The sequence below is a fragment of the Antarctobacter jejuensis genome (assembly GCF_052266595.1).
GTDB lineage: Bacteria > Pseudomonadota > Alphaproteobacteria > Rhodobacterales > Rhodobacteraceae > Antarctobacter > Antarctobacter jejuensis.
The window spans coordinates 73,733-98,551 of sequence record NZ_JBQQXJ010000016.1 but is presented as its reverse complement, the minus strand read 5'-3'; the positions used below and the strand labels follow the sequence as shown (position 1 = coordinate 98,551).

General features: G+C 64.1%; 24 protein-coding genes and 1 riboswitch. Of the genes, 15 read left to right on the top strand and 9 right to left on the bottom strand.

Translation table 11 applies throughout. The annotated features are described in order from the left end of the window. The first annotated feature begins 42 nt into the window (after positions 1 to 42). Genes modA through ACTXGA_RS19665 form a run of 5 tightly spaced genes read left to right on the top strand, consistent with a single transcriptional unit; the run spans position 43 to position 4,782 of the window. Positions 43 to 792 (top strand): molybdate ABC transporter substrate-binding protein, encoded by a 750-nt coding sequence (gene modA, locus ACTXGA_RS19685; RefSeq protein ID WP_443396323.1) that lies wholly within the window; start codon positions 43 to 45, stop codon positions 790 to 792. Between the two features lie 4 nt (positions 793 to 796). Next, positions 797 to 1,489: a molybdate ABC transporter permease subunit gene (gene modB / locus ACTXGA_RS19680; protein WP_443396322.1), complete on the top strand. Its 693-nt coding sequence runs from the start codon at positions 797 to 799 to the stop codon at positions 1,487 to 1,489. Further along, positions 1,489 to 2,565 (top strand): molybdenum ABC transporter ATP-binding protein, encoded by a 1,077-nt coding sequence (modC, locus tag ACTXGA_RS19675; protein ID WP_443396321.1) that lies wholly within the window; start codon positions 1,489 to 1,491, stop codon positions 2,563 to 2,565. The genes modB and modC overlap by 1 nt, the downstream gene beginning before the upstream one ends. Positions 2,566 to 2,596: 31 nt before the next feature. Beyond that, on the top strand, positions 2,597 to 3,262 hold the full coding sequence (locus ACTXGA_RS19670; protein WP_443396320.1) for an SDR family NAD(P)-dependent oxidoreductase: 666 nt from the start codon (positions 2,597 to 2,599) through the stop codon (positions 3,260 to 3,262). Continuing rightward, entirely contained in the window at positions 3,256 to 4,782 is a 1,527-nt protein-coding gene (locus ACTXGA_RS19665; RefSeq protein WP_443396319.1) for a cryptochrome/photolyase family protein, read from the top strand. Before ACTXGA_RS19670 ends, ACTXGA_RS19665 begins: the two co-directional genes overlap by 7 nt. A 54-nt stretch (positions 4,783 to 4,836) precedes the next feature. Here the strand turns inward: ACTXGA_RS19665 and ACTXGA_RS19660 are convergent, their stop codons facing one another. From ACTXGA_RS19660 to ACTXGA_RS19650, 3 genes are all read right to left on the bottom strand, one after another. Continuing rightward, the gene (locus ACTXGA_RS19660; protein ID WP_443396318.1) at positions 4,837 to 5,295 is read right to left on the bottom strand and encodes a DsrE family protein; all 459 of its coding nucleotides are present in this window, start codon (positions 5,293 to 5,295) and stop codon (positions 4,837 to 4,839) included. A 126-nt stretch (positions 5,296 to 5,421) separates the two neighbouring features. Then, positions 5,422 to 6,729 (bottom strand): PhnD/SsuA/transferrin family substrate-binding protein, encoded by a 1,308-nt coding sequence (locus ACTXGA_RS19655; protein WP_443396317.1) that lies wholly within the window; start codon positions 6,727 to 6,729, stop codon positions 5,422 to 5,424. Beyond that, complete coding sequence (locus ACTXGA_RS19650) at positions 6,726 to 8,168, bottom strand: MORN repeat-containing protein (RefSeq protein ID WP_443396316.1); 1,443 nt, start codon at positions 8,166 to 8,168, stop codon at positions 6,726 to 6,728. Before ACTXGA_RS19650 ends, ACTXGA_RS19655 begins: the two co-directional genes overlap by 4 nt. Before the next feature lie 194 nt (positions 8,169 to 8,362). Here ACTXGA_RS19650 and ACTXGA_RS19645 point away from each other — a divergent pair, with 194 nt between their 5' ends. The 3 genes from ACTXGA_RS19645 (at position 8,363) to ACTXGA_RS19635 (ending at position 11,882) form a co-directional block, all read left to right on the top strand. Next, the gene (locus tag ACTXGA_RS19645) at positions 8,363 to 10,021 is read left to right on the top strand and encodes an NAD+ synthase (RefSeq protein ID WP_443396315.1); all 1,659 of its coding nucleotides are present in this window, start codon (positions 8,363 to 8,365) and stop codon (positions 10,019 to 10,021) included. A gap of 144 nt (positions 10,022 to 10,165) precedes the next feature. Beyond that, positions 10,166 to 11,329, top strand: coding sequence for a mandelate racemase/muconate lactonizing enzyme family protein (locus ACTXGA_RS19640; RefSeq protein ID WP_443396314.1), 1,164 nt, complete (start codon positions 10,166 to 10,168; stop codon positions 11,327 to 11,329). Between the two features lie 70 nt (positions 11,330 to 11,399). Continuing rightward, positions 11,400 to 11,882: a phage tail protein gene (locus ACTXGA_RS19635; RefSeq protein ID WP_443396313.1), complete on the top strand. Its 483-nt coding sequence runs from the start codon at positions 11,400 to 11,402 to the stop codon at positions 11,880 to 11,882. Here the strand turns inward: ACTXGA_RS19635 and ACTXGA_RS19630 are convergent. The 4 genes from ACTXGA_RS19630 to ACTXGA_RS19615 form a co-directional block, all read right to left on the bottom strand. Then, complete coding sequence (locus ACTXGA_RS19630) at positions 11,870 to 12,304, bottom strand: CBS domain-containing protein (RefSeq protein ID WP_443396312.1); 435 nt, start codon at positions 12,302 to 12,304, stop codon at positions 11,870 to 11,872. The genes ACTXGA_RS19635 and ACTXGA_RS19630 overlap by 13 nt on opposite strands. A 123-nt stretch (positions 12,305 to 12,427) precedes the next feature. After that, positions 12,428 to 12,811, bottom strand: coding sequence for a metallopeptidase family protein (locus tag ACTXGA_RS19625; protein WP_443396311.1), 384 nt, complete (start codon positions 12,809 to 12,811; stop codon positions 12,428 to 12,430). Further along, positions 12,808 to 13,338, bottom strand: coding sequence for an RNA 2',3'-cyclic phosphodiesterase (thpR, locus tag ACTXGA_RS19620; RefSeq protein ID WP_443396310.1), 531 nt, complete (start codon positions 13,336 to 13,338; stop codon positions 12,808 to 12,810). Before thpR ends, ACTXGA_RS19625 begins: the two co-directional genes overlap by 4 nt. A 6-nt stretch (positions 13,339 to 13,344) precedes the next feature. Next, a complete protein-coding gene (locus ACTXGA_RS19615; RefSeq protein WP_443396309.1) occupies positions 13,345 to 14,286 on the bottom strand; it encodes a 1-phosphofructokinase family hexose kinase in 942 nt (313 codons plus the stop codon). A gap of 149 nt (positions 14,287 to 14,435) precedes the next feature. Here ACTXGA_RS19615 and gltX point away from each other — a divergent pair, with 149 nt between their 5' ends. Beyond that, positions 14,436 to 15,761 carry a glutamate--tRNA ligase gene (gene gltX / locus ACTXGA_RS19610; protein WP_443396308.1) on the top strand — a complete coding sequence of 442 codons (1,326 nt, stop codon included), beginning with the start codon at positions 14,436 to 14,438 and terminating at the stop codon, positions 15,759 to 15,761. Positions 15,762 to 15,803: 42 nt separating this feature from the next. Here the strand turns inward: gltX and ACTXGA_RS19605 are convergent, their stop codons facing one another. Beyond that, a complete protein-coding gene (locus ACTXGA_RS19605) occupies positions 15,804 to 16,301 on the bottom strand; it encodes a lactoylglutathione lyase family protein (protein WP_443396307.1) in 498 nt (165 codons plus the stop codon). Positions 16,302 to 16,402: 101 nt separating this feature from the next. On the opposite strand from ACTXGA_RS19605, the gene ACTXGA_RS19600 reads away from it, so the two are divergent. Further along, entirely contained in the window at positions 16,403 to 17,293 is an 891-nt protein-coding gene (locus ACTXGA_RS19600) for a LysR family transcriptional regulator (RefSeq protein WP_443396306.1), read from the top strand. A 75-nt stretch (positions 17,294 to 17,368) separates the two neighbouring features. Then, positions 17,369 to 18,754: an MATE family efflux transporter gene (locus tag ACTXGA_RS19595; RefSeq protein ID WP_443396305.1), complete on the top strand. Its 1,386-nt coding sequence runs from the start codon at positions 17,369 to 17,371 to the stop codon at positions 18,752 to 18,754. Here ACTXGA_RS19595 and ACTXGA_RS19590 read toward each other — a convergent pair. Then, on the bottom strand, positions 18,738 to 19,307 hold the full coding sequence (locus ACTXGA_RS19590) for a gamma-glutamylcyclotransferase (RefSeq protein ID WP_443396304.1): 570 nt from the start codon (positions 19,305 to 19,307) through the stop codon (positions 18,738 to 18,740). The two genes, ACTXGA_RS19595 and ACTXGA_RS19590, sit on opposite strands and share 17 nt — an antisense overlap. Before the next feature lie 95 nt (positions 19,308 to 19,402). On the opposite strand from ACTXGA_RS19590, the gene ACTXGA_RS19585 reads away from it, so the two are divergent. The 4 genes from ACTXGA_RS19585 to gcvP all read left to right on the top strand — a co-directional run bounded on the left by ACTXGA_RS19585 (position 19,403) and on the right by gcvP (position 24,648). Further along, a complete protein-coding gene (locus ACTXGA_RS19585) occupies positions 19,403 to 19,891 on the top strand; it encodes an RrF2 family transcriptional regulator (RefSeq protein ID WP_443396303.1) in 489 nt (162 codons plus the stop codon). 101 nt (positions 19,892 to 19,992) lie between these two features. After that, a riboswitch (glycine riboswitch) is annotated at positions 19,993 to 20,072 on the top strand. Positions 20,073 to 20,137: 65 nt separating this feature from the next. Beyond that, a complete protein-coding gene (gcvT, locus tag ACTXGA_RS19580; RefSeq protein ID WP_443396302.1) occupies positions 20,138 to 21,268 on the top strand; it encodes a glycine cleavage system aminomethyltransferase GcvT in 1,131 nt (376 codons plus the stop codon). Between the two features lie 15 nt (positions 21,269 to 21,283). After that, positions 21,284 to 21,643: a glycine cleavage system protein GcvH gene (gene gcvH / locus ACTXGA_RS19575; protein ID WP_443396301.1), complete on the top strand. Its 360-nt coding sequence runs from the start codon at positions 21,284 to 21,286 to the stop codon at positions 21,641 to 21,643. A gap of 158 nt (positions 21,644 to 21,801) precedes the next feature. Next, positions 21,802 to 24,648 carry an aminomethyl-transferring glycine dehydrogenase gene (gene gcvP / locus ACTXGA_RS19570; RefSeq protein ID WP_443396300.1) on the top strand — a complete coding sequence of 949 codons (2,847 nt, stop codon included), beginning with the start codon at positions 21,802 to 21,804 and terminating at the stop codon, positions 24,646 to 24,648. The last annotated feature ends 171 nt before the right edge of the window (positions 24,649 to 24,819 follow it).

Sequence of the window (24,819 nt, the reverse complement as noted above, 5' to 3'; positions counted from 1 at the left end):
GACTGGTGACGCGGGACGCGGCGTGCCAGATATTCCGGTGCAATGATCCGGATTTCGAGACATTTCGCGCGGTTGGCGCTTTTGCTGGTGTTTCTGGCGCGGCCAGCCCTGGCCGAACCGGTGACCGTTTTTGCCGCCGCCAGCCTGAAGACAGCCCTGGATGAATTGGCGCAGATACACGGCGGGCTGGTATTGTCCTATGCCGGGTCGTCTGCACTGGCGCGGCAGGTGCAGTTGGGGGCGCCTGCGGACGTCTTATTCCTTGCCAATACCGACTGGATGGAGGTGCTGGAGAGCGATGGGATGATCGCACCGGGCACGCGGGTCGATCTATTGGGCAATCGGTTGGTTCTGGCGGGTCCGGTCGGGTCCGCGCCGGTGGAGATCGGGCCCACGATGGACCTTGTCGGATTGCTGGGGGACGGGCGGCTGGCGATGGCACTGGTGAATGCGGTTCCGGCGGGGATTTATGGCAAAGCGGCGCTGGAGTCGCTGGGCCTGTGGGAGGATGTCGCGCCGCGCGTGGCGCAGACGGACAACGTACGGGCGGCGCTGGCGCTGGTGTCGCTGGGGCAGGCGCCTTTGGGGATCGTCTATGCCTCTGACGTGCTGGCCGATCCGAAAGTCACGGCGCTGGGCGTCTTTCCAGAGGAGTCCCATCCTCCGATCCGCTATCCGGTGGCCGCCGTGGCGGGGCGAGAGGCCGTGGCGGCAGGGTTCCTGAGCTTTCTGCAAGGCCCGGAGGCGCGGGCGGTGTTCGAGAAACACGGCTTTGCCGTTCTGGGTGACTGAGGGGATGGACTGGCTGGGCCCAGAGGAATGGCAGGCGGTGCGATTGTCCCTGCGGGTGTCGTTCTGGGCGACGGTGGTGGCGCTGCCGTTTGGGTTGTTCGTGGCTTATGCGCTGGCGCGCTGGCGGTTTCCGGGCAAGCAGGTGGTCAACGGGCTGGTGCATCTGCCGCTGATCCTGCCGCCGGTGGTGACCGGTTACCTGCTGTTGTTGACCTTCTCTCCGCGCGCGCCGGTTGGGGCGGCGCTGGAAGCGTTGGGCATCCGCTTTGCCTTTAACTGGACCGGGGCGGCGCTGGCGGCGGGGATCATGGGGTTTCCGCTGATGGTGCGCGCCATGCGACTGTCGATCGAGGCGGTGGACCCCAAGCTGGAACAGGCGGCGGCCACGCTGGGGGCCTCACGCATCTGGGTCTTTGCCACCGTGACGCTGCCCATGGTGCTGCCCGGCGTGCTTGCGGGCGCGATCCTGGGATTTGCCAAGGCGATGGGAGAGTTCGGCGCGACGATCACCTTTGTGTCCAATATTCCCGGTCGGACGCAAACGTTGCCTTCGGCCATCTATGCCTTTCTGCAGGTGCCCGGTGGCGCAGGCGCGGCGCTGCGGCTTGTCGTTGTGGCGGTGGTGGTAGCGATGCTGGCGCTGCTTTTGTCTGAATGGGTCTCTCGCCGGGTGGCGGCGCGGGTGGGGGGCGCGTGATGCTGGAGGTGTCTGTCCGTCACCGTCTGGGGGATTTTGTGCTGGATGCCGCATTTGACGCACCGCCGGGGCTGACCGTGCTGTTTGGCCGATCCGGGTCGGGCAAGACCAGCGTCATCAACGCCGTGGCGGGGTTGATGCGGCCCGATGCGGCGCGGGTCAAGGTCGACGAGCGCCTGTTGGGCGATACCGCGCAGGGCCTGTGGTTGCCGCCGCATCAGCGCCACCTTGGCTATGTCTTTCAGGAGGCGCGCCTGTTTCCGCATCTGACGGTGCGGCAGAACTTGCTGTACGGACGGTGGTTTTCGCGCAGCAAACGGCGGCTGGACCCGGTGATCCAGATGCTGGGGCTGGGCGGGCTGCTGGACCGGCGGCCCGGCGCACTGTCGGGGGGCGAAAAGCAGCGGGTGGCCATCGGCCGCGCGCTGTTGGCCGATCCGGGTCTGATCCTGGCCGATGAGCCATTGGCGGCGCTGGACGAAGCGCGCAAGCAGGAGATCCTGCCCTATTTCGAACGCCTCAGGGATGAAGCGCGCTGTCCGATCCTCTATGTCAGCCATTCGGCGGCAGAGGTGGCGCGGCTGGCGACGACGGTCATTGTCTTGCAGGACGGCAAGGTGGTGCGGCAGGGCGCGGCATCCGAGGTGCTGAGTGACCCCGAGGTGACGCCCGCGGGCATCCGCGCGGTGGGCGCGGTGCTGGAGGCACGAGTGACTGCCCATCATGACGACGGGCTGACAGAGGTGAATGCCGGGGGAATCCCGCTGTTCCTGCCGCGCGTGCCACAGCCGGTCGGCGCGCATTTGCGGGTGCGGATCGCGGCGCAGGAGGTGATCCTGTCGCGTGCGCGGCCAGAGGGTCTGTCGGCGCTCAACATCCTGCCGGGAAAAGTGGATTCCATCCGGGCGGGGGAGGGGCCGGGGGCATTGGTGTCTCTCGACACGGCTGCGGGCCGGGTTCTGGCGCGGGTCACGCAACGGTCAGCCGAGGCGCTGGGCCTTACGCCCGGTGTCGATTGCCACGCGGTGGTCAAGACGGTGGCCATCGCGCGCGAGGATGTGGGCGGCGGCGCTTGAAGCCGCGCGCCGGGCCGCTAGGTCCGCCGTCATGGAAAACGCATTGATCATCGGGGACAGCGGCGGCATCGGCGGGGCGGTGGCCGCGCATCTACGGGGCTTGGGTATCGCGGTCAGCGGGCTATCGCGGTCACGCGACGGGCTGGACGTCACGGATGAGGGCAGCGTCCGCGATTGCCTGCGCCGGATCGAGGGGCCGTTCGATACGGTATTCGTCGCCACCGGGGCATTGGAAATCGACGGGACCGCGCCGGAGAAGTCGTTGAAAACCCTGAACGTCAAGGCTCTGACCGATCAATACCTGCTGAATGCGATAGGCCCCATGATGGTGTTGAAACACAGCCTGCCGCTGTTGCCTCGGGACCGGCGGGCGGTCTTTGCGGTGCTATCTGCGCGGGTTGGGTCCATCGGCGATAACCGTTTGGGCGGCTGGTACAGCTATCGCGCGGCCAAGGCCGGGGTGAACCAGTTGATGCATACGGCGGCGGTGGAACTGGCGCGGACGCATCGCAAACTGGCCTGCGTCTGCCTGCATCCGGGCACGGTGGAAACCGCCTTCACCGCGAAATACGCGGATCGCCACCCGACGGTGACGCGGGAGGTGGCGGCAGAACGGCTGGTTACGGTGGTGCAGGGGCTAAGCGCCGAGGATACGGGGAAATTTCTGGATTACGCCGGGCAGGAGATCCCGTGGTGAGCCGCCTGGTCCTGGTCCTTGGCGACCAGTTGAGCGAGGGCCTGTCTGCGCTGAAAGAGGCGGACAAGGACAGCGACGTGGTGGTCATGGCCGAGGTGGCGGATGAGGCGGGATACGTCCCGCACCATCCCAAGAAGATCGCGCTGATCTTTGCCGCCATGCGCAAATTCGCGGCGCAATTGCGCGATGACGGATGGGACGTTCGCTACGCGGAACTGGACGACAGCGAAAACGCCGGGTCGATCTGTGGCGAATTGCTGCGCCGGGCCGAGGACACCGGTGCGTCTGAAGTGATCGCGACGGAGCCTGGAGAGTGGCGCCTGATCCAAGCCCTGCAGCATTGCCCGCTGACGGTGCGGATGCTGGAGGACGATCGCTTTGTCGCCAGCCACGCGGATTTCGGCAACTGGGCCGAAGGGCGCAAGGCGCTGCGGATGGAGTATTTCTATCGCGAGATGCGGCGCAAAACCGGACTGCTGATGGAGGGCGACGCGCCTGCCGGGGGCAAGTGGAACTTTGACCATGACAACCGGAAACCGGCAAAAGACGGGGTGTCCTACACGCCGAAGTGGTTCGAACCGGATGCCGTGACAGAGGAGGTTCTGGATCTTGTCGAAGCAAAGTTCGACGGTAATTTCGGCGCGTTGCGGCCTTTTCGGTTTGCCACTGACAGGGCTCAGGCGTTGGAGGCGCTGAAGCATTTCGTGGCGGAGGCGCTGCCCTGTTTTGGCGATTATCAGGACGCGATGCTGGATGAGGAAAAATTCCTCTATCACTCTCTGTTGTCCGCTTATCTGAACATTGGCCTTCTGGAGCCTTTGGAGGTCTGTCAGGCCGTTGAAAAGGCGTATGAAAACGGCGATGTGCCGATCAATGCCGCCGAGGGCTATATCCGTCAGATCATCGGCTGGCGTGAGTACGTCCGTGGGATCTATTTCCGCGAAGGGCCAGAGTATCCTGAGCGCAACGTCCTGAAACACAAGCGGGATTTGCCTTGGCTCTATTGGGGTGGCAAAACCGGGATGCGCTGCATGGAACGGGCCGTGGCGCAAACCCGGGACGAGGCCTATGCCCACCATATCCAACGGCTGATGGTGACGGGCAATTTCGCGTTGCTGGCGGGCGTCGGTCCGCATCAGCTGCACGAGTGGTATCTGAGTGTCTACATCGACGCATTCGAGTGGGTCGAGGCGCCAAACACGGTGGGCATGAGCCAGTTCGCCGATGGCGGCATCATCGCCTCAAAGCCTTATGTTTCCTCGGGAAATTACATCAACAAGATGTCGGATCACTGCAAGTCCTGCGACTATGCGGTGACGAAAAAGACAGGCGAGGGGGCCTGTCCGTTCAACCTGTTGTACTGGCATTTCATGGAGCGTCATCGTGACCGGTTCGAGGGCAATCCGCGCATGGCGCAGATGTACCGGACCTTCGACCGTATGGATGCGGACAAACGCGAAACCGTGCTGAAAGAGGCGGAGGCGTTTCTGGAAAGGCTGGACGCGGGCGAACCGGTCTGAACATGAGGACCGACGGAAGGGGCGGGCCAGAGACCCGCCCCTATGATGAAAGCGTCAGGGCTTGATGTAGGTAAAGCCCATCTGCTGCAGCTTGGACAGTTCGGCCACGCCTGACGGGACGATGTCATCCTCCCAAACGTCATAGAGATCGCTTTGGTAGTCGATCTTGCGACCGCGAAGGGTGTTATTGCATACGTGAAAGGCCACGTTCTGACCCTTGAGGCTGGCCACGGCGGTTTGTAGCGCGTCGTCCCCCTTGGCCGATTGCAGCAGGCCAAGGCCGTTGCCGTGCAGGACTACCTTGATTTCCATGTTCTCAGCCCCGACCGCGTTGATGTGGTTCTGGACGTTGCGCATGGCGCCCTTGTACGCCTTGCTGCCGTCGCCACCGGGATAGTTGATGTGATAGACGACCTTCTGTTTGCCATAGCCTTCCGCCATGGCGGAATCGGGCGCGGCAAAGAGCGCAACGGCAAGCGCGAGCGTGGCGATGAGCCGGATGAAATGGGTCATATGTGTCTCCTCCCTGATCCACGGGATGCGATGCCCTGTGGTGCCTATCAGGATGACGCAGGCGGCAGGCGGGCAGATACCCGGCTATTTCCTGTGATTCCTGCCGGTTTCGACCCGGGGTAAACCCTAGGTTTCGGTTTCCGGGGTGGGATTCAGGTGTCCGGCGCGGGCGATCAACTGTGCCGAACTGCGGGCATCGAACTTGCGCAGCAGGTTGGTGCGATGAAATTCCACCGTCTTGGGGCTGATCCCCAGGGTGGCGGCGATCTCCTTGGTCGAATGGCCAGCTGCAATCTGGGCAAGAACCTGGCTCTCTCGCCGGGTCAGGGGCACTTCGTCGGCGACCGTATCCGCAGCGTTTTCCTGCGTGCTGCGAGTGTTCAGACGCAGGACAAACCCCACCGCCAAAATCAGTCCTGCCACCCCGAAGGCGATCAGCGCCCAGACCGTGACTGGCAGACCGGAGGGCACCGATGCCGATGCCGATTGGCGGGAGGCGAATGCGGCCGCCAGCGACCGCGCGTCATGATAGCTGACCGGCGCGCCCCATGTGTCGGCCATGCCGCTGTCAGAGCTTTGCAGCAGGGCGAGCGCCACAGTGTCGCGCAGCTCTTCAGAGGTTCCGGCAAGCGCGAGAAAGGGCCATTCAGGATAAAGCCGGGTACTGACGGCTTCCGGATAGGTGTAGGTAACATTGGCATTCAGGACCTTCAGCGCGCCCTTGGGCAAAGCTTCCTCAGCCTCCAACCGTTCCAGCAGCCCGCTGCGCACGATCCCCGCCTGCAACCGCCCGTCAAGAACCGCCCGCGCAATGGCGTCCTGCGGAAAGCCGAGGAAGACGGTCTCTGCCGGGTCGCTCAGCAGGTCCACGCCCTGCTCTTGTGCCTCGAACCACGCCATCTGAAACCCGCCAAAAGCCTGTGGCGCAACCGCCCCTAGACGGGTGTCGCGCAGGTCCGCCAGCGTGGTCAGATCGCTGTCGGCGCGCACCAGAACGGCCGAACCGAATTGCGTAGCGTGCGATCCGTCCGCAAGACGCCGCTTGCGGGTGGCCAGAACGCTCATGGGATAGGTTTCGGCGAGGGTGATGTAATGGCCCGGATTGGTTACCAGGAAATCCAGCCCGCCGGCCTTCACCAACGGTCCGGCAGAGGTCAGCGTCACCGGAACGAGGCGGGCGATGCGATTGCCAAGATGGGGCTGAAGATAGTCGGCCAGCGGGCCCCATGCGGCCTCCTGTTCGGCCCAACCGCGATGGGCGAGCACACCGATGCGCACCACCTCCTGCTCGCCCTCTTGGGCGCGGGCCAGTGGCGCGAATAACGTCAGGATGAGAAAGGCGCAGAGCCTTGCGACAGGGGCAACACCCCGCCGGGCCAGCAAAAAGAGGCGGTGATCGGGACGGCGGTCAGTCGTGACTGACCGGGCGATCAATTGTCCGCCGGTTCGGTGGGTTCCGGCGTGGGCGCAGGGGCCGGAGCCGGGGTGGATTTCAGCGCGCCGCCGATCCATTCGCCCGAGGCCTGCTCGCCCGAGGCATAGCGCATGGTGCCCTGACCCTGCCGCTTGCCGTCCTTGAAGGTGCCTTCGTAGATGTCGCCGTTGGCGTAGCGGGCGACACCTTCGCCATTGATCTCACCCCGGACCCAGTCGCCTTCGTAGCGAAAGCCCGAGGACATGACGATCACACCCTTGCCGTGGCGCTGTCCCTCGCGGAACTGGCCGTCATAGACGGTGCCGTCCGGATAAGTGGCCTTGCCCTTGCCGTGACGCTGACCGTCCTGCCACATGCCTTCGTACTTGTACCCGTCAGGGTAGGTCATGACCCCAAAGCCGCTGTTGCGCGCGTTTTCGAAGGTGCCTTCGTAGATCAGCCCGTTGGGATATGTGGCGCGGCCCTTGCCCTGAATGACGCCATCGACCCAGTCGCCGTCATAGGTGGCGCCGTCCGGGTAGACGATCTTGCCCTTGCCATTGGCGAGGTCGCCCTTGAAATCGCCTTCATAGACAGAGCCATCAGGATAGGTGACCTTGCCCTTGCCCTCGATCTGGCCGGTGATCCAGTTACCATCGTAGCGATAGCCGTCCTTGCCGATAAAGCTGCCCTGGCCGTGGCGCTGATCGTTGTTGAACTGGCCTTCGTAGATGTCACCGTTTTCGTAGATGACCTTGCCGCGCCCTTCGCGTCGGCCATCGACCAACTGGCCCTGATAGACATCGCCATTGGGCTGGATCAGCTTGCCTTCGCCGTCGATCTGGCCTTCGCGCCATGTGCCTTCGTAGATCAGCCCGTCCGGCATCGTCAGCTTGCCGCTGCCGTCGCGTTCGCCATCGGCGACGCGGCCCTCATAGATCGACTTGTCCGGATAGGTGATCTTGGCGTTGCCTTCCTTGACCCCGTTCACCCACTGGCCGTCGTAGACATAGCCGTTGGGCGCGGTCATCACGCCCTTGCCGTGATGCAGGGCGTTGCGGAACGATCCCTCATAGCGGACGCCGTTTGCGTAGATCGCGGTGCCGGTGCCGGTGATCTTGCCGTCCAGCCACTGACCCTCATAGGTGCCGCCGTCGGCAAAGACGATCTTGCCCTTGCCTTCGGGTTTGCCCTTGGCGAACTGGCCTTCGTAGACCGATCCGTTGGGAAAACGCGCGACGCCCTGACCCTTGATCTCGCCCTCGACCCATGCGCCGGTATATTCATAGCCGTTCGGCAGGCGGTAGGTGCCGGTGCCGTGCTGTAATCCGTTCAGGAACGTCCCCTCATAAACGCCGCCGTCATCGTACTGCTTGGTCACCACCTCGTCGTCCTGCGCCAGGGCGGCACCGGCAAGAGCGAAGGGGACGGCGAGGAATAGGCGGGCTGCGGCGTTCATTCGGATCCCGTTTTTTGTCTAAGGCGTCGTGTCCTTGGCGGAAATTAGAGGAGGTAGGGGCCGGGGGCAATGCATTTTGCCCCTAGGGCACCGGAGGCCCGAGGAGACGGCAAAGCCCCGCCGCCCGGGCTGGCGGCTTTTACTCCGGCGTGGGTCTGCTATGTGGGGGCCAAGGTTATCGAAAGGGCAGCGCGATGAGCGATCGTTTCCGCGTGACACTGGCGCAGTTGAATCCCACTGTGGGCGATCTGGACGGCAATGCCGAAAAGGCGCGCCACGCGTGGCAGCAGGGGGTCGAACAGGGCGCCGACATGGTCGCGCTGCCGGAAATGTTCATCACCGGTTACAACGCGCAGGATCTGGTGATGAAGCCGGCCTTCTACACCGCCGCGATGAACAAGATCGACGAATTGGCGGCGGAGTGTGCCGAAGGGCCCGCGCTGGCCATCGGCGGCCCCTATGTCGAGGGCACGGAGCTGTTCAACGCCTATTTCATCTGCCGTGGCGGCCGGGTTGTGACGCGGGTGCTGAAACACCATCTCCCGAATGAAACGGTTTTCGATGAGGTGCGCATCTTTGACAGCGGCCCCATCGGCGGCCCTTACGCGGTGGGCAACACGCGCATCGGATCGCCCATCTGCGAGGATGCCTGGCACGAGGACGTGGCCGAGACGCTGGCGGAGACGGGGGCGGAGTTCCTGTTGGTGCCCAATGGCTCGCCCTACTACCGCAACAAGATGGAAACGCGCCTGAACCACATGGTCGCGCGGGTGGTCGAAACCGGGTTGCCGCTGATCTACCTGAACATGGTGGGTGGTCAGGACGATCAGGTTTTTGACGGTGGATCCTTTGTGCTGAACCCCGGCGGCAAGATCGCGGTGCAGCTGCCGGTCTTCGAGGAATGCGTGGTGCCGGTGGACATGGTGCGCGGGCCCGAGGGCTGGCACTGTGAGGAAGGCGTGTTCGAGGTGCATCCCGACGAATGGGAGCAGGATTACCGCGTAATGGTGGAATCGGTGCGTGACTACCTGCGCAAAACCGGGTTTTCCAAGGTCTTGTTGGGTCTGTCGGGCGGGGTCGATTCCGCGCTGGTGGCGGCCATCGCGGCGGACGCGCTGGGCCCTGAAAACGTGCGCTGCGTGATGCTGCCGTCGGAATACACCTCCTCGCATTCGCTGGAGGATGCCGAGGCCTGCGCAAAGGCGCTGGGATGTCGTTACGACTTTGTGCCGATCGCCGGGCCGCGCGCGGCGGTGACGGAGGCGCTGGCGCCGCTGTTCGCGGGGACAGAGCCGGGGCTGACCGAGGAAAACATCCAGAGCCGCCTGCGCGGGCTCTTGCTGATGGCGCTGTCGAACAAGTTTGGCGAGATGCTGCTGACCACCGGCAACAAGTCCGAGGTTTCGGTCGGCTATGCGACGATCTACGGCGACATGGCGGGCGGCTATAACCCGATCAAGGACCTCTACAAGACGCGGGTGTTTCAGACCTGCCGCTGGCGCAACGCCAATCACCGACCGTGGATGATGGGGCCGGAGGGTGAGGTTATTCCCGACCGGATCATCACCAAACCGCCCAGCGCGGAACTGCGCGAGGATCAGAAGGACAGCGACAGCCTGCCCGATTACCCGGTGCTGGACGCGATTTTGGAAATCCTTGTCGACCGTGATGGCAGCATCGCCGATTGCGTGGCGGCGGGCTATGACCGGGCGGATGCCAAGAAGGTGGAGCACCTGCTGTATATCAGCGAGTACAAGCGGTTTCAGTCCGCGCCCGGCGTGCGCCTGACCAAAAAGGCGTTCTGGCTGGATCGGCGCTATCCCATCGTGAACCGCTGGCGCGATCCCAGCTGACAATCAGAACCGGAGCGGGACGGGGGCGGACGCTGTTTGCGCGTGCCGCGCAAAGGCGCCCCGCCCACCGTCCCGCATCGCCGGGCGGCTGCCGCTTGCCCATTCGGCCGCCTTGGTGTCTGGTCCCCTCGGGAGGACGCCACCATGAAAATCACCGCCATTCGCAGCCATGTGCTGAGTTATGACCTGCCCGAGGAACTGGGCTATTCGCAGCAATATTATGCCAAGCGCAGCGCCCATATCGTCGAGGTTTCAACTGATGAAGGGGTGACCGGCTGGGGTGAATGTTTCGGTCCGGGGCTTGTGGCAATCGCCAACAAGGGCATCGTCGAAGGGGTGATCCAGCCCATGTTGCTCGGCTCTGATCCGCTGGACCGGGACGTGCTGTGGCACAGGGTTTACAACCTGCTGCGCGATCACGGGCAGAAAGGCATGCCGATGCAGGCGCTTTCCGGGGTCGACATTGCCTTGTGGGACATTGCCGGCAAGGTGGCCGGCCTGCCGTTGCACAAGCTGATCGGCGGGGCGCATCGTGACCGGGTCCGCGCCTATGGTTATGGCATGATGCTGAAACGCGAAAGCGTGGCCGACCATGTTGCGCGGTTCAGCGACGAGGCCGCGGCGATCCGGGACATGGGCTTTGCCGCCACCAAGATGAAGGTCGGTCTGGGTGTGCAGGCCGACGTCAGGCTGGCCGAGGCTGTGCGGCGCGGCATCGGTGACGATTTTCCGTTCATGGTGGATGCCAACCATTGCTACACGACGTCGGACGCCTTTCATGTCGGGCGCGCGCTGGAGGAATTGGGCGCCTACTGGTTCGAAGAGCCGGTCGCGCCAGAGGATCATGACGGCTACCGCGAATTGCGTGCGGGGCTGAAGGTGAACATATCCGGCGGTGAGGCCGAATTCGGGCGGTGGGGCTGGCGTGCCATCCTTGAAAACCGCGGTTTGGACATTGCCCAACCCGAGGTCTGCGCGCTGGGGGGTATTTCGGAATACCTGCGGGTTCTGGCGCTGTGCCATGCGCATTTCACGCCGGTGATCAACCATGTGTGGGGTTCGGCGGTGGCAGTGGCCACCAACCTGCATTTGCTGGCCGCCATGCCGCCTTTGCCGGGCGGGCTGCATCCGTGGGAGCCCTGGCTGGAATGCGATACCACCCATAACCGGTTTCGCGACGAGCTGCTGGAAGAGCCTCTGAACCTGATGGATCAAGTGGCGACACAGGACGGGTTTGTCCGGGTGCCGGATGGTCCCGGACTGGGTGTGACACCGGATCGCGCATTCCTGAAGGCCTGGGCAGCATAGAGCGCCACCACGCGACATTTGTTGCGGGACGGATGGCCTGACCCTAAGCTGACAGACAAGGGAGGCGCAGATGAACGACTATTACCCACCGGCGGCCTTTTCGTTCGAATTGCGTCTGGCCGGGTCCGACGCGGTCCAGGCCAGCTTTCGGGAGGTTTCTGGCCTTGAGGCGCAACCAGCGGTCGAAACCTTGACGGAAGGGGGCGAAAACCGGTTTGTGCACAAGCTGCCCGGACGGGTGAAACATGGCAATCTGGTCTGCAAGCGCGGGTTGTTCGGCTCCACCAAAGGGACCTTGGTCCAGTGGATCAAGACCACGCTGGAGGGCGGGCTGGCCCAGCCGATTACCCCGAAGGATATGAAACTGACGCTTGTCGGTGCCGATGGAAAGAACATGGCCGCCTGGACCATCGCAGGGGCGTGGCCGGTGAAATGGGAAGTCGCGTCCTTTGATGCCGCGACCGATGCGCTGGCGGTCGAGGCACTGGAATTCGCCTATCAAACCATGTCCCGCGTCGTCGAAACGGTCGTACCGCCTGTTCAGCCCGACTGATCGGCGCGCGCGCCGGACATTTCGACAAAGCGTTCGTAGAGCATCACGTATTCCGAAGGAACGTCCCGATAGGACAGCAGACCGACGGTGCGGCCCTGTTCCATCACGGGCATATGGCGGAACTCGGTGCCCAGATGTGCCCTCAACGTGGCCGCAAGGTCAGCGTCGATGTCGACGGTCACAGGATCCGGTGTCATCGCGTCGGCGGCAGTGGTGTCTTCCAGCGAAAGACCCTGAGCCGCGGCGCGAAAGACAATGTCCCGTTCCGACAGGATGCCCAGCAGGCGATCATCCGACAGGACGACAACCGCACCGACGCCTCTTTCGGCCATCAGGTGGGCGGCGGCGCGCAGGGTGCTGTCCGGTGCAATGGCATGCAGCGGGCGGTCGCCGATGATTTGGCGAATGGTGGTCGTGGTCATGGCCGGCCCTCGGTAACGTATTTGTCCCTTACCGTAGGTGCTGGCGGTGCGGCCTTCAAGCTGGCAACAGCCAGTGATCGGGTGGTGCGCCGGGACCGTTTGCAGCGACCGCGGCGGGTCAGCCTACTCCCACCATTTGTCGATTGTTGCGATATCCGCGTCGGACCAGCCAAAGTGATGGGCGAATTCATGCACCGTCACATGGGCGATCAGATCATCGAGATCGATATCGCCCCGGCTGTCATGCTCAGCAAGGATCGGCCTGCGGAACAGCCAGACCGTGTCCGGGTAGGGCGACGGGTAAGAGGGACTCTTTTCGGTCATCGGCACACCGTCATACAGTCCCGTCAGATCCAGAGGATCGTCAATCTGCATCTCTTGCAGGATGTCCTGCGGCGGCCAGTCGACCACCTGCAGGACCACCTCCCGCGCGAGGTTGCGGAACGGGGCCGGAAAGCCCTCGATGGTGCGGGCCGCAACATCGTAGAAACGCTGCGTATCGCTCATGCGGTGTCCAGGGGGTAGCGGGCCAGTTCGTCATGTACGGCCCCGTCGCGAAACAGGTGCGACGCGAACAGCGCAAAAGCGGGACAGGTGTAGGGGCCAAGCGTGACGCCGGTCAGCGTGTTCAGTAGCGGCGACGCATCGGTCTGGCCCTTTATCCGGGACAGCGTGACATGGGGCCGGAACCTGCGGCGGTCCGGTGTGACGCCGACGGAACGCAGCCGGGACAGGATGCGGCTTTGCAGGTCGGCAAGGGCGGCACCGCCCTCGGCCTCGATGGCGACGGCCTGACCGTGACGGCCACCATAGACCGCGCCGTGGGAAAAGGTCAGCACGGGCGCCGGGGCTCGCAGGCTTTCAAGGGCATCATGAACCGCCTCGGCGGTCTCTTCGGACTGCTCGCCAAGAAAGGCCAGTGTCAGGTGCAGGTTGTCGTAGGGGGTGGGGCGGCCTGCGGAAAAGCGCGTTTGCAAGGCGTCGAGCGCATCGCGCGCCTCTTCCGGCAGGGGCAGAGCAATAAAGAGCCGCATTTCGGATCAGATCTGTGCCAGTTCGGTCTGTTTCAGCATGGTTGCATAGTCGTCAGGCAGGCAAAGCTGCGTTCCGGGGCTGAGCACCGCCGCTGCAGCCGCTGCCGCACCTTGGCGCAATGCCTTGGGCGCCGGTTCGCCCGCAGCCAGCGCACGGACAAAGCCGCCGACGAAACTGTCGCCCGCGCCGATGGCAGAGACCACGGTTTCATTGGCCGCAGAGGCGAACCATTTGCCCTCGGGCGTGGCCATGACAGAGCCATCCGCGCCGCGCGCAATGATGACGATCTCTGCCGCGCCCCGGCTGCGCAGGTCCTCGGCAAAGGCGGCGCTGTCGGCGCGGCTGGACAAATCGTGGCCAGACAGGTCGCGGGCCTCGGCGCTGTCCATGCGCAGGACATAGGGCGCGGGCTGAGGGGCTGCGGCCTGATAATGCAGATGCGCACCAGAGGTGTCGATGACCACGCGCCGCCCTTGTAGACGGGCGCAGGCGCGGGGGATCCAGCCGGGGGCACAGCCGGGCGGCATGCTGCCCGACAGAACGATCAGCGCGCCCTCGGACGCCTGTGCGGCCAGCGCGTCCAGCATTGCGTCAAGCTGTCCGTCGGTCCATTCCGGGCCGGTGAGGACAAAGCGGTATTGCTGTCCTGTGGAATCGTCGGTGACGGAAAAGCTCTGCCGGGTGGGGCCGGGGGCGGGATAGCGGATCAGGTCCAGCCCGCGTTCCTCAAGCATATTCCCCAGCGCCTCACCGTTGGGGCCACCCAGCGCCACCAGCGCGCGGGCATGACCGCCCAGCTGCACCACCGCGCGGGCTACGTTGACGCCGCCACCCCCCGGTTCGGCGGTTTCCGGGCCGCAGCGCAGCTTTGGCCCGGCAATGACTTCCGGGCAATGGGTGGCGTGATCAAGGGCCGGGTTCAGGGTAACAGTGAGAATCTCGGACATGGGCGCTTCCTTGGCGGTGAAATGGACCGCTGATGTGCCTTGCGTAGCACCGGGCCGATCCCCGGACCAGTGTTCCCCGCGCGAGAACTGGACAAATCAGCCGCCTTGTGAAAACACCGCGCCCTGTCAGCCCGACTGGAGGCCCCCAGATGACCGTCACCCGTTTCGCGCCCTCGCCCACCGGCTATATTCACGTCGGTAACCTGCGCACCGCGCTGTTCAACTACCTGATCGCCCGCAAGACCGGCGGCGAGTTCATCCTGCGCATCGACGACACCGACCCGGAGCGGTCGAAAGAAGAATACGTCGACGCGATCAAGCAGGATCTCGAATGGCTTGGCCTGACGTGGGACCGGATCGAACGGCAGTCGCTGCGGCTGGACCGCTACGAGGCGGCGGCGCAGCAGTTGCGCGACATGGGACGGTTCTACGAGGCGTGGGAAACACCCACGGAACTGGACCTCAAGCGCAAGAAACAGCTGAACATGGGCAAGCCGCCGGTCTATGACCGCGCCGCGCTGGCCCTGTCGGATGAGGACAAGGCCAAGATGCGCGCCGAACGTGGCGATGGCGTATGGCGGTTCAAGCTGGATCAGGAACGGATCACATGGGCCGATGGCATTCTGGGGGATGTGTCGATTGACGCGGCCTCGATTTCCGACCCGGTTCTGATCCGGGCGGACGGTCAGTTCCTGTATACGCTGGCCTCTGTCGTCGATGACACTGAGATGGGCGTGACCCATGTGGTGCGCGGCAATGACCACGTCACCAACACCGCCACGCAGATCCAGATCATCCGCGCGCTGGGCGGCCATGTGCCGGACTTCGCCCACCATTCGCTTCTGACCGGGCCGCAGGGGGAATCGCTGTCCAAACGTCTGGGCACCCTGTCGCTGCGTGATCTGCGCGCGGCTGGCGTCGAGCCCGAGGCGCTGTTGTCGCTGATGGCGCGGCTGGGATCGTCGCAGCCGGTGGAACTGCGCCTGACACTGGATGAGATCGCCGAGGGCTTTGAGCTGTCGCAGTTCGGATCGGCCCCGACGAAATTTGACGTCGAGGACCTGTATCCGCTAACCGCGAAAAAGCTGCACGGGCTGGACCTGTCCGTCGTGGCCGAGGAATTGCGTGCGCTGGGCGTGCCGGACGATCTGGCCGGGCCGTTCTGGACCGTGGTGCGTGAGAACATCACCACCCGCAAGGACATCGGCGACTGGTGGACGCTGTTCCGCGACGGGGCCGCGCCGCTGGTGGAGGAAGAGGATACCGAATTCGTCACGCAGGCCTTCGGCATGCTGGGCGAGCCGCCCTATACCGGTGAGACATGGGGCAACTGGACCTCAGCAGTCAAAGAGGCGACGGGCCGCAAGGGCAAGAAGCTGTTCATGCCCCTGCGCAAGGCGGTCACGGGCCGCGAGCGTGGGCCAGAGATGGCCGATGTGATGCCGCTGTTGCAGAAGAAGCCCGGCAGCCTCTGATAAGATCTGGCCCTGCATCCCCCTCGGATGCAGGGCCTTTTTTCAGGCGTAGGCACCCGCCGAATATGTCAGCTCATAGCTGTGGCTGTAGAGTTCGAAAATGATGCCGAACGGATCCTCGACATAGACCATGCGATAGGGCTTTTCTCCGGGAAAGTATTCGCGCACGGGCATTCGCTGTTTGCCGCCCGCATCCACTATCTTTTTCAGCAGAGCTTCGACATCGGGATCCTGAATCGCAAAGTGAAACGTACCGTGGCGGCGGAATTTGAAATTGTCCTCCGGCGGTTCGTTTCCGTTGAATTCGAACAGTTCGATACCTGTGCCATCCGCTGTGGACAGATGCGCGATGCGCAAACGGGTCCAGCCGTGGCCGAAAACATCGGTGCACATCTGACCGATGGCACTGTCATCTTCGGTCACTTCGCTGGGCGGCATCAGCACGTAAAATCCGAACACCTCTGAGTAGAATGTCACGGCGGCGTCCAGATCGGACACCGACAGGCCGATGTGGGAAAAGGTGCGGGGGGTCGTGGTCATGTGGGACTCCTGTCCTGTCTGTTCCCGAAACAGATGGACGGCGCGCCCCCGTTTGTGAAATTATCGTTTTGCATCATTTTCATAATGAAATGGAATGAATTGTGCTGAACGCCACTTGGCTGGAAACCTTCACCGTGCTTGCGGAAACCGGGCATTTCACCCGCGCAGCGCAGCGGTTGAACATGACGCAACCCGGCGTCTCGCAACACCTGCGCAAGCTGGAAGGGCAGGTGGGAAAGGCGCTGATCGCACAAGAGGGCAAGCGGTTTTCCCTGACTGAGGCAGGTGAGGCGATCTTTGCCTTGGGTCAGAAACGGCGCGAGGAAGAGCGGCACCTGCTGGACCGGATCGCCACGGATGATCCAGAGGCGGGCGAGGTGCGGCTGGCTTGTTCGGGCAGTTTCGCGCTGCTGCTATATCCCCGCCTTTTGGCCCTGATGGCCGAGGCACCTGCGCTCAATCTTCACCTTGAGGCGGCGCCGCAGGCGCGGGTGCTTTCAGGTGTGTTGGACAACCGGTTCGATCTTGGCATCGTCGGGCAGGACCCGGCGCACCCCAGGCTGGAGGCGACCCACCTTGGCCAGGAGGAGCTGTGCCTTCTGCTGCCCAAGGACATGTCTGCGCAGGATCTGAGCCTTGCGCGGCTGGATGCGCTGGGCTTCGTCGCGCACCCTGATGGATACGCCTATGCCGACGATCTGTTTTCGCAGAATTTCCCAAAGGCGTTTCAGGGGGCCGACCGGCTGCGCCTGCGCACCACGATCAACCAGATCGGCCAGATCCCGGAACCGGTCGCGCGGGGGATCGGCTATACCCTCTTGCCGCGCAGCGGGGTCGATGCCTTTCCGCGACGCGACGCCCTGAGCATCGCCGACCTGCCGCACCGCCGGTATCTTGGCCTGTGGCAGGTGGTTCGCAAGGGCCGCCCTTTGAGCGCGCGCCTGCACCGCGTTGCGGAAATCGTGGCCGATGTCGCCCGGGAGTTGCAATGATCGCCCGATCTGGGTGGACGAGGGTGGGCAAGGGGCGCGCGCTGCGGCATTGAGCCCATGACAAGGAGTCAGGCCATGGCAGACAAAGCGGTATTTCTGGACGGCAGCCTGTTCCGGCATGTGACGGTGATGTCGCTGACCGCCTCTCTGGGGCTGATGGCGGTCTTCGCCGTCGATTTCATCGACATGATCTTTATCGCCATGCTGGGCAAGGCCGAGCTGGCGGCGGCGATCGGCTATGCCGGGTCGATCCTGTTCTTCACCACCTCCTTCAGCATTGGCATGGCGATTGCGGCGGGGGCCTTGGTGGCGCGCGCTCTGGGCAGTGGAGAGGCGCATATGGCCTCTCGCCGGGCGGCGACGGCGCTTTTTTACGGCACGATCTTTGGCGCCGGGTTCGCCGCCGTTGTCTGGGTGTTCACGCCGCAACTGGTGGCGCTCTTGGGCGCGGGTGGAGAAACGGCATCGCTGGCCGTGGGATACCTGCGGATCATCGTGCCCACGCTGCCCGTGCTGGTGGCGGGGATGATTGGCGGGGCGATCCTGCGGGCGCATGGCGATGCGCGGCGGTCGATGCTGGCGACCATCGCGGGCGGAGTGGTGAATGCGGTGCTGGACCCGATCCTGATCTTTGGTCTGGATCTGGAGCTGACCGGTGCGGCACTGGCCAGTGTCGCGGCGCGGCTGGCAATCGCGTGGTTTTCGCTGGCTCCCGTGGTGCGGCTGTACGGAGGATTCGACCGGCCGACGCGGGACGAGTTCAAGGTGGACTTCCCGCCGATCCTGGGCATTGCCTTGCCCGCCATCCTGACCCAGCTGGCGACACCGGTGGGACAGGCCTTTGTCACCCGCGCAATGGCGGAATACGGCGAAGACGCCGTGGCGGGCATGGCCATCGTCGGGCGGCTGACGCCCCTGGCCTTTGCGGTGATCTTTGCGCTGTCAGGGGCGGTGGGGCCGATCATCGGCCAGAATTTCGGGGCGGGTCGGAACGACCGGGTGCGCGGGGCCTTTCAGGCCGCGCTGATCTTCGTGGCGCTCTACGTGGTCGGGGTGGCGGTTGTGCTGTTTGTGCTGCGGGGGCCGATTGCCGGGCTGTTCGGGTTGGATGGGCTGGCGCGGGAACTGGTGTTCCTGTTCTGCGGACCGCTGGCACTGGCCTGGGCGTTCAACGGGGTGATTTTTGTTTGCAACGCGGCCTTCAACAACCTTGGCCATCCGTTCTACTCCACTTGGGTGAACTGGGGGCGGCACACGCTGGGCACCGTGCCTTTCATCATCTTCGGGGCCTCTGTTCTTGGTGCCCAGGGGGTGCTGATCGGACAGGCGGCGGGCGGCGTGGTCTTTGGCGCGGTGGCTTGGACCATGGCCGAACGCGTGATCCGCAAACCGGAACGGGCAGAGCGCGATCCGTTCAGCAGGCAGGGCCGCCAGCACGCGCTGTTCAATCTGCGGCGCTGATGATCCGGCTGCCAAGCGCATCCAGACCGGCATCGGTCAGGGTGCGGATTTCATCGGTCAGGGGGCGGGCGCGGGCATATCGCGGCGCGTTGCGATCATCCAGAATGGGCGCCTGCCAGCCCAGGGTCGTCTCGAAAAACCGCTGCGGGCCGGAGGGTCCGTATTCCGCCAGATAGCCCGCGACCACCACGTCCAGATAGCTGAGCAGGATCGGGTTGTCCGGCCCCGGCGGGCTGTGGCGGGCCGGATCGACGGCATAGACAACGACCTCCTGGGCGTCGGATTCGTGGTCGATTGCGTGTGTCGCGGCGTGACGCTCATAGGCCCCTTCGCGGCGATCCAGTTCGGCCCAGCTGTCACCGGGGACCGGGGCGATCAACCCGTCGATAGACCCGTTCGGGTCGCGGACAGCGGTCAGGTAGCACAGCGCGCGTTCCGGGACGGCGCGCCATGCACGATGCCAGCCGCGGAGGGTGGCGGGGTGGACGGGGGCGTGGCCGTGGGTCGCGCGATTCACCAGCGAGCCGTAGCCGAAGAAATAGGTATGCAACATATGTCGAATATTTGCCGCGATTGATGCAAGTCAAACCCCTGATTTGGGATTCGTGCGAAAAAACAAGGGGACTTTGGTGCCATTGGGAGGTCGTCATGCGAGTCACGAAGCGAACCAACATTGCAATGCGGGTGCTGATGTATTGCGCGGCGCATCCCGGACGGCTGGTCACGAAGCATGAGATCGCAGAGCGGTGCAATGCGTCGGAAAATCACCTTGCGCAGATCATCAATCAACTGGCGCAGCTCGGCTTTCTGCACACGCAGCGCGGGCGCAACGGTGGCTTGCAACTGGGCCGTCCTGCCGAAGATATCGTCATCGGCGATGTGTTTCGGGCGCTCGAACAGCCGGTGCCGATCGTCGAATGTTTCGGCGATGTGGACAACACCTGCCCGCTGACCGAGGCCTGTCGCCTGCGGTCCGCCCTGACCAGGGCCGCCAATGCGTTTTACGAAACGCTGGACCCGATCACGCTGGATGCGCTTGTCTGTGACAACCCCCTTTTGCTGAATATCATGGCACCCGAGGGTTGCACCGAAAATCCGCGCAAGGGTACGCTTGCCAAGGCTGAAGTGATCGACTAGCGTCTCGCCAACTTCGACGGGAGAACCGGGAGGCCGCACAGGTCGCTTCGGTGCCGAAGGCGCAACCGCCCCGGAAACGCTCAGGCCAAAGGACCCCGAAGGGAACGGACTCTGGAGAGAGGCGCCGATGTGCGTCCGCCGAAGGGATAACGATCTCAGGCGAAAGGACAGAGGGGGCAGTGGAGGCGCGGAAGAGGTCCGCGCCGGGACTGCCCGAACGCCGCGTGCTTCGGGGAAAGGGAGCGCATGGCGGACGACGCAACCGAACTGAAGACAACCGTGCTGAACGAAGTGCACCATGCGCTTGGCGCAAAAATGGTGGGATTCGCCGGGTACGAAATGCCGGTGCAGTACAAGCTGGGCGTGCTGAAGGAACATCTGCATTGCCGCGCCTCTGCGGGCCTTTTCGACGTCAGCCACATGGGGCAGGTGATCCTGCGCGGGCCGGATGTGGCTGCTGCGCTGGAAACGCTGGTGCCGGTGGATGTGGTTGGTCTGGCCGAGGGGCGGCAGCGCTATGCCCTGTTCACCAATGACGAAGGCGGGATCGAGGACGACTTGATGATCGCCAACCGGGGCGATCACCTGTTCCTTGTCGTCAACGCCGCTTGCAAAGACGCCGACGTGGCGCGGATGCGCGCGACGCTGGAGCCCAAGGGAATCACCGTCAAACTGTTGGAAAACCGCGCCCTTGTGGCCCTGCAGGGTCCAGAGGCCGAGGCCGTTCTGGCCGAACACTGCCCTGCGGTGCGTGACATGAAATTCATGGACGTGGAGACGCTGCCGATTGCCGGGGCGGAATGCTGGGTTTCGCGTTCCGGCTATACCGGCGAGGACGGGTTCGAAATTTCGATGCCCAATGCCGCTGCCGTCGATCTGGTCAAATCGCTGCTGTCAGATGCGCGGGTCGAAGCGATTGGCCTTGGCGCGCGGGACAGCCTGCGGCTGGAGGCGGGGCTGTGCCTTTATGGTCAGGACCTCGACAGCGGCACCACCCCGATCGAGGGTGGTCTGGGCTGGGCCATTTCCAAGGCGCGCCGCGCGGATGGCGCGCGGGCGGGCGGGTTTCCCGGCGACGCCCGCATCTTGGAGCAGATGGCAAATGGGGCCGCGCGCAAGCGAGTGGGCCTGCAGCCGGAGGGACGCGCGCCCTTGCGGGCGGGTGTGGTCCTGTTTGACGCCGAAGAAGGCGGAACAGAGGTGGGCCATGTGACATCGGGCGGCTTTGGTCCCTCTGTCAACGGGCCGGTATCCATGGGATATGTGGCAGCGGGCTGCGCCGGGGACCGCACGGCCCTCTGGGGCGAATTGCGCGGCAAGCGCGTGCCGGTAAGGGTGGCCAAACTGCCCTTTGTCCCGGCAGGATTCAAACGGTGAAACAGGGAGTACACGATGAAATTCACCGAAGAGCATGAATGGCTGGAAATCGAAGACGATCTGGTTGTTGTGGGCATCACCGCACATGCGGCGGAACAATTGGGCGACATCGTCTTTGTCGAACTGCCCGAGGAAGGCCGCGAAGTGACCAAGGATGACGAGGTCGTGGTGATCGAATCGGTCAAGGCCGCGTCGGACATCCTTGCCCCGCTGGACGGAGAAATCGTCGAGGTGAACGGGGCCATCGTCGAGGAGCCGGGCAAGATCAACGAGGATCCCGAAGGGGATGCGTGGTTCTTCAAGATGAAGGTCGAGGACCTGTCGGCGCTGGACGACATGATGGACGAGAAGGCCTACAAGAACTTCATCTCGTGATCCGGACGGCGGGGGCAACCCCGCCCTGTGCCCGCGCCGGGGTTGGCGCGGGTTTCCGGTTGGGGAGGGGGCGCTGCCCCCGTCCGCCGCTGGCGGACTCCCCCGGCAGTATTTGGAAAGAGAAGAAGCCCTGACGCGGTGTTCGGAAGAGGTGTGCGATGAGCTACGAACCGATCGACTATCTGCCTTATGATTTCGCCAACCGCCGGCATATCGGCCCTTCGCCCGAGGAAATGTCGGAAATGTTCCGCACCCTTGGTGTGTCCGGGTTGGATCAGCTGATCGACGAGACGGTCCCCAAGGCGATCCGTCAGGAGACGCCGCTGGATTTCGGCAAGCCCTTGTCCGAGCGTGAGCTGATCTATCGACTGCGCGAGGTGGCGGACCGCAACAAGGTGCTGACCTCTCTGATCGGGCAGGGCTATCACGGCACCGTCACGCCGCCCGCGATCCAGCGCAACATCCTTGAAAACCCGGCGTGGTACACGGCCTATACGCCTTATCAGCCCGAGATTTCGCAGGGCCGGCTAGAGGCGCTGTTGAACTTTCAGACCATGGTTTGCGACCTGACCGGGCTGGAGATTGCCAACGCCTCTTTGCTGGATGAGGCGACCGCCTGTGCCGAGGCGATGACCATGGCGCAGCGCGTGGCCAAATCGAAGGCCAAGGCGTTTTTCGTTGATGAGAACTGCCACCCGCAGAACATCGCGGTGATGAAGACGCGGGCAGAGCCGCTGGGGATCGAGGTGATCGTCGCCTCGCCCGACGATCTGGACCCGGAAACGGTTTTTGGGGCGATCTTCCAGTATCCCGGCACCCACGGGCACCTGCGGGATTTTACCGCCGAGATGGAGGCGCTGCACGCCGCCAAGGCGATCGGGATCGTCAGCGCTGATCCCATGGCGCTGTGCCTGCTGAAGGAGCCGGGCGCGATGGGGGCGGATATCGCCGTCGGATCCACCCAGCGGTTTGGCGTGCCGGTCGGTTATGGCGGGCCACACGCCGCTTACATGGCCTGCCGGGATGAAATGAAGCGGGCGATGCCGGGGCGGATCGTGGGCATTTCCATCGACAGCCACGGCAACCGCGCCTATCGCCTCTCCCTGCAGACGCGTGAACAGCATATTCGCCGCGAAAAGGCGACATCGAACGTCTGTACCGCGCAGGCCTTGCTGGCGGTCATGGCCGGGTTCTACGCGGTTTTCCACGGACCCAAGGGGCTGCGCGCCATCGCGCAGCGCATCCACCGCAAGACCGTGCGGCTGGCCAAGGGGCTGGAGGCGGCGGGCTTCAAGGTGGAACCGTCGGCCTATTTCGACACGCTCACCGTGGATGTGGGGCTGTTGCAGCGCGGGGTCCTTCAGGCCGCCGTGCAGCAGGGGCTGAACCTGCGCCGGGTGGGCAAGACCCGCGTCGGCATCACGCTGGACGAACGCACGCGCCCCTCGACCATCGAGGCGGTCTGGCGCGCCTTTGGGCTGGTGAAAAAGGATGATCCGGCAGAGTCGGAATACCGCCTGCCCGAGGGTTTGATCCGGCAGAGCGCCTATCTGCAGCACGACGTGTTCCACATGAACCGCGCCGAGACCGAGATGATGCGCTACATGCGGCGTCTGGCCGACCGCGATCTGGCGCTGGACCGGGCGATGATCCCGCTGGGCTCCTGCACGATGAAGCTGAACGCGGCGGCAGAGATGATGCCGGTCAGTTGGCGCGAGTTTTCGATGATCCACCCCTATGTGCCGAAAGATCAGGCGCAGGGGTACACCAAGATGATCGCCGACCTCAGCGACAAGCTGTGCCAGATCACCGGCTATGACGCGATTTCCATGCAGCCGAATTCTGGCGCGCAGGGCGAATACGCCGGGCTCTTGACGATCAGGCGCTGGCAGGTGGCGCGCGGGCAGGGGGGGCGGAATGTCTGCCTGATCCCGGTCAACGCGCATGGCACCAACCCGGCCTCGGCGCAGATGGTCGGCTGGAAAGTGGTCGCGGTGAAATGTGACGAACTGGGATCCATCGACATCGAGGATTTCCGCGCCAAGGCGGAAAAGCATTCCGATGCGCTGGCCGCCTGCATGATCACCTATCCGTCCACTCATGGCGTGTTCGAGGAGACCGTGAAGGAGGTCTGCGCGATCACCCATGAGCATGGCGGGCAGGTCTATATCGACGGGGCCAACATGAACGCCATGGTGGGTCTGAGCCGCCCCGGCGATCTGGGCGGGGACGTCAGCCACCTGAACCTGCACAAGACCTTTTGCATTCCACATGGCGGCGGCGGTCCCGGCATGGGGCCGATCGGGGTCAAGCAGCACCTGGTGGAGCATCTGCCGGGCAATCCGCTGGACGAAGAGGGCGGCGCGGTCAGCGCGGCGTCGTTCGGGTCGCCTTCGCTGTTGCCGATCAGCTGGTCTTACTGCCTGATGATGGGCGGCGGCGGGCTGACGCAGGCGACGCGGGTGGCGATCCTGAACGCCAACTATATCGCCAAGCGGCTGGAGGGCGCCTATGACGTGCTCTATCGCGGCGGCAAGGGCTGGGTCGCGCATGAATGCATCCTTGATACCCGCCCGTTTGAGAAATCGGCGGGGGTGACGGTCGAGGATATCGCAAAGCGGCTGATGGATGCGGGTTTCCACGCGCCGACGATGAGCTGGCCTGTGGCGGGCACCCTGATGGTGGAGCCGACCGAGAGCGAGACCAAGGCCGAACTGGACCGCTTCTGCGACGCGATGCTGGCGATCCGCGAGGAGATCCGCGCGATCGAGAACGGTGAGATGGACCACGAGGTGAACCCGCTGAAACTGGCCCCGCACACGATGGAGGATCTGGTCCGGGATTGGGACCGGCCCTACAGCCGCGAGCAGGGGTGTTTCCCGCCGGGGGCGTTCCGGGTGGATAAATATTGGCCGCCGGTCAACCGCGTGGACAACGTCTATGGGGACCGGCATCTGGTCTGCACCTGCCCGCCGATGAGCGATTATGCGGAGGCCGCCGAATAGGGCTGTCCACGCGTGGACAGCTTAGGGGGAATGCAGAATCAAGGGGTTACAAGGGCGATTTTACCAATCGTTAAGACCTGATGCGGAAAAGCGCGGCGGGAGACGGGGCCTTGCCCCAGCCCTTTGCAGGTCGTGATGCCACGTTGAACAGACGCCTTCCGAAGAACCTTT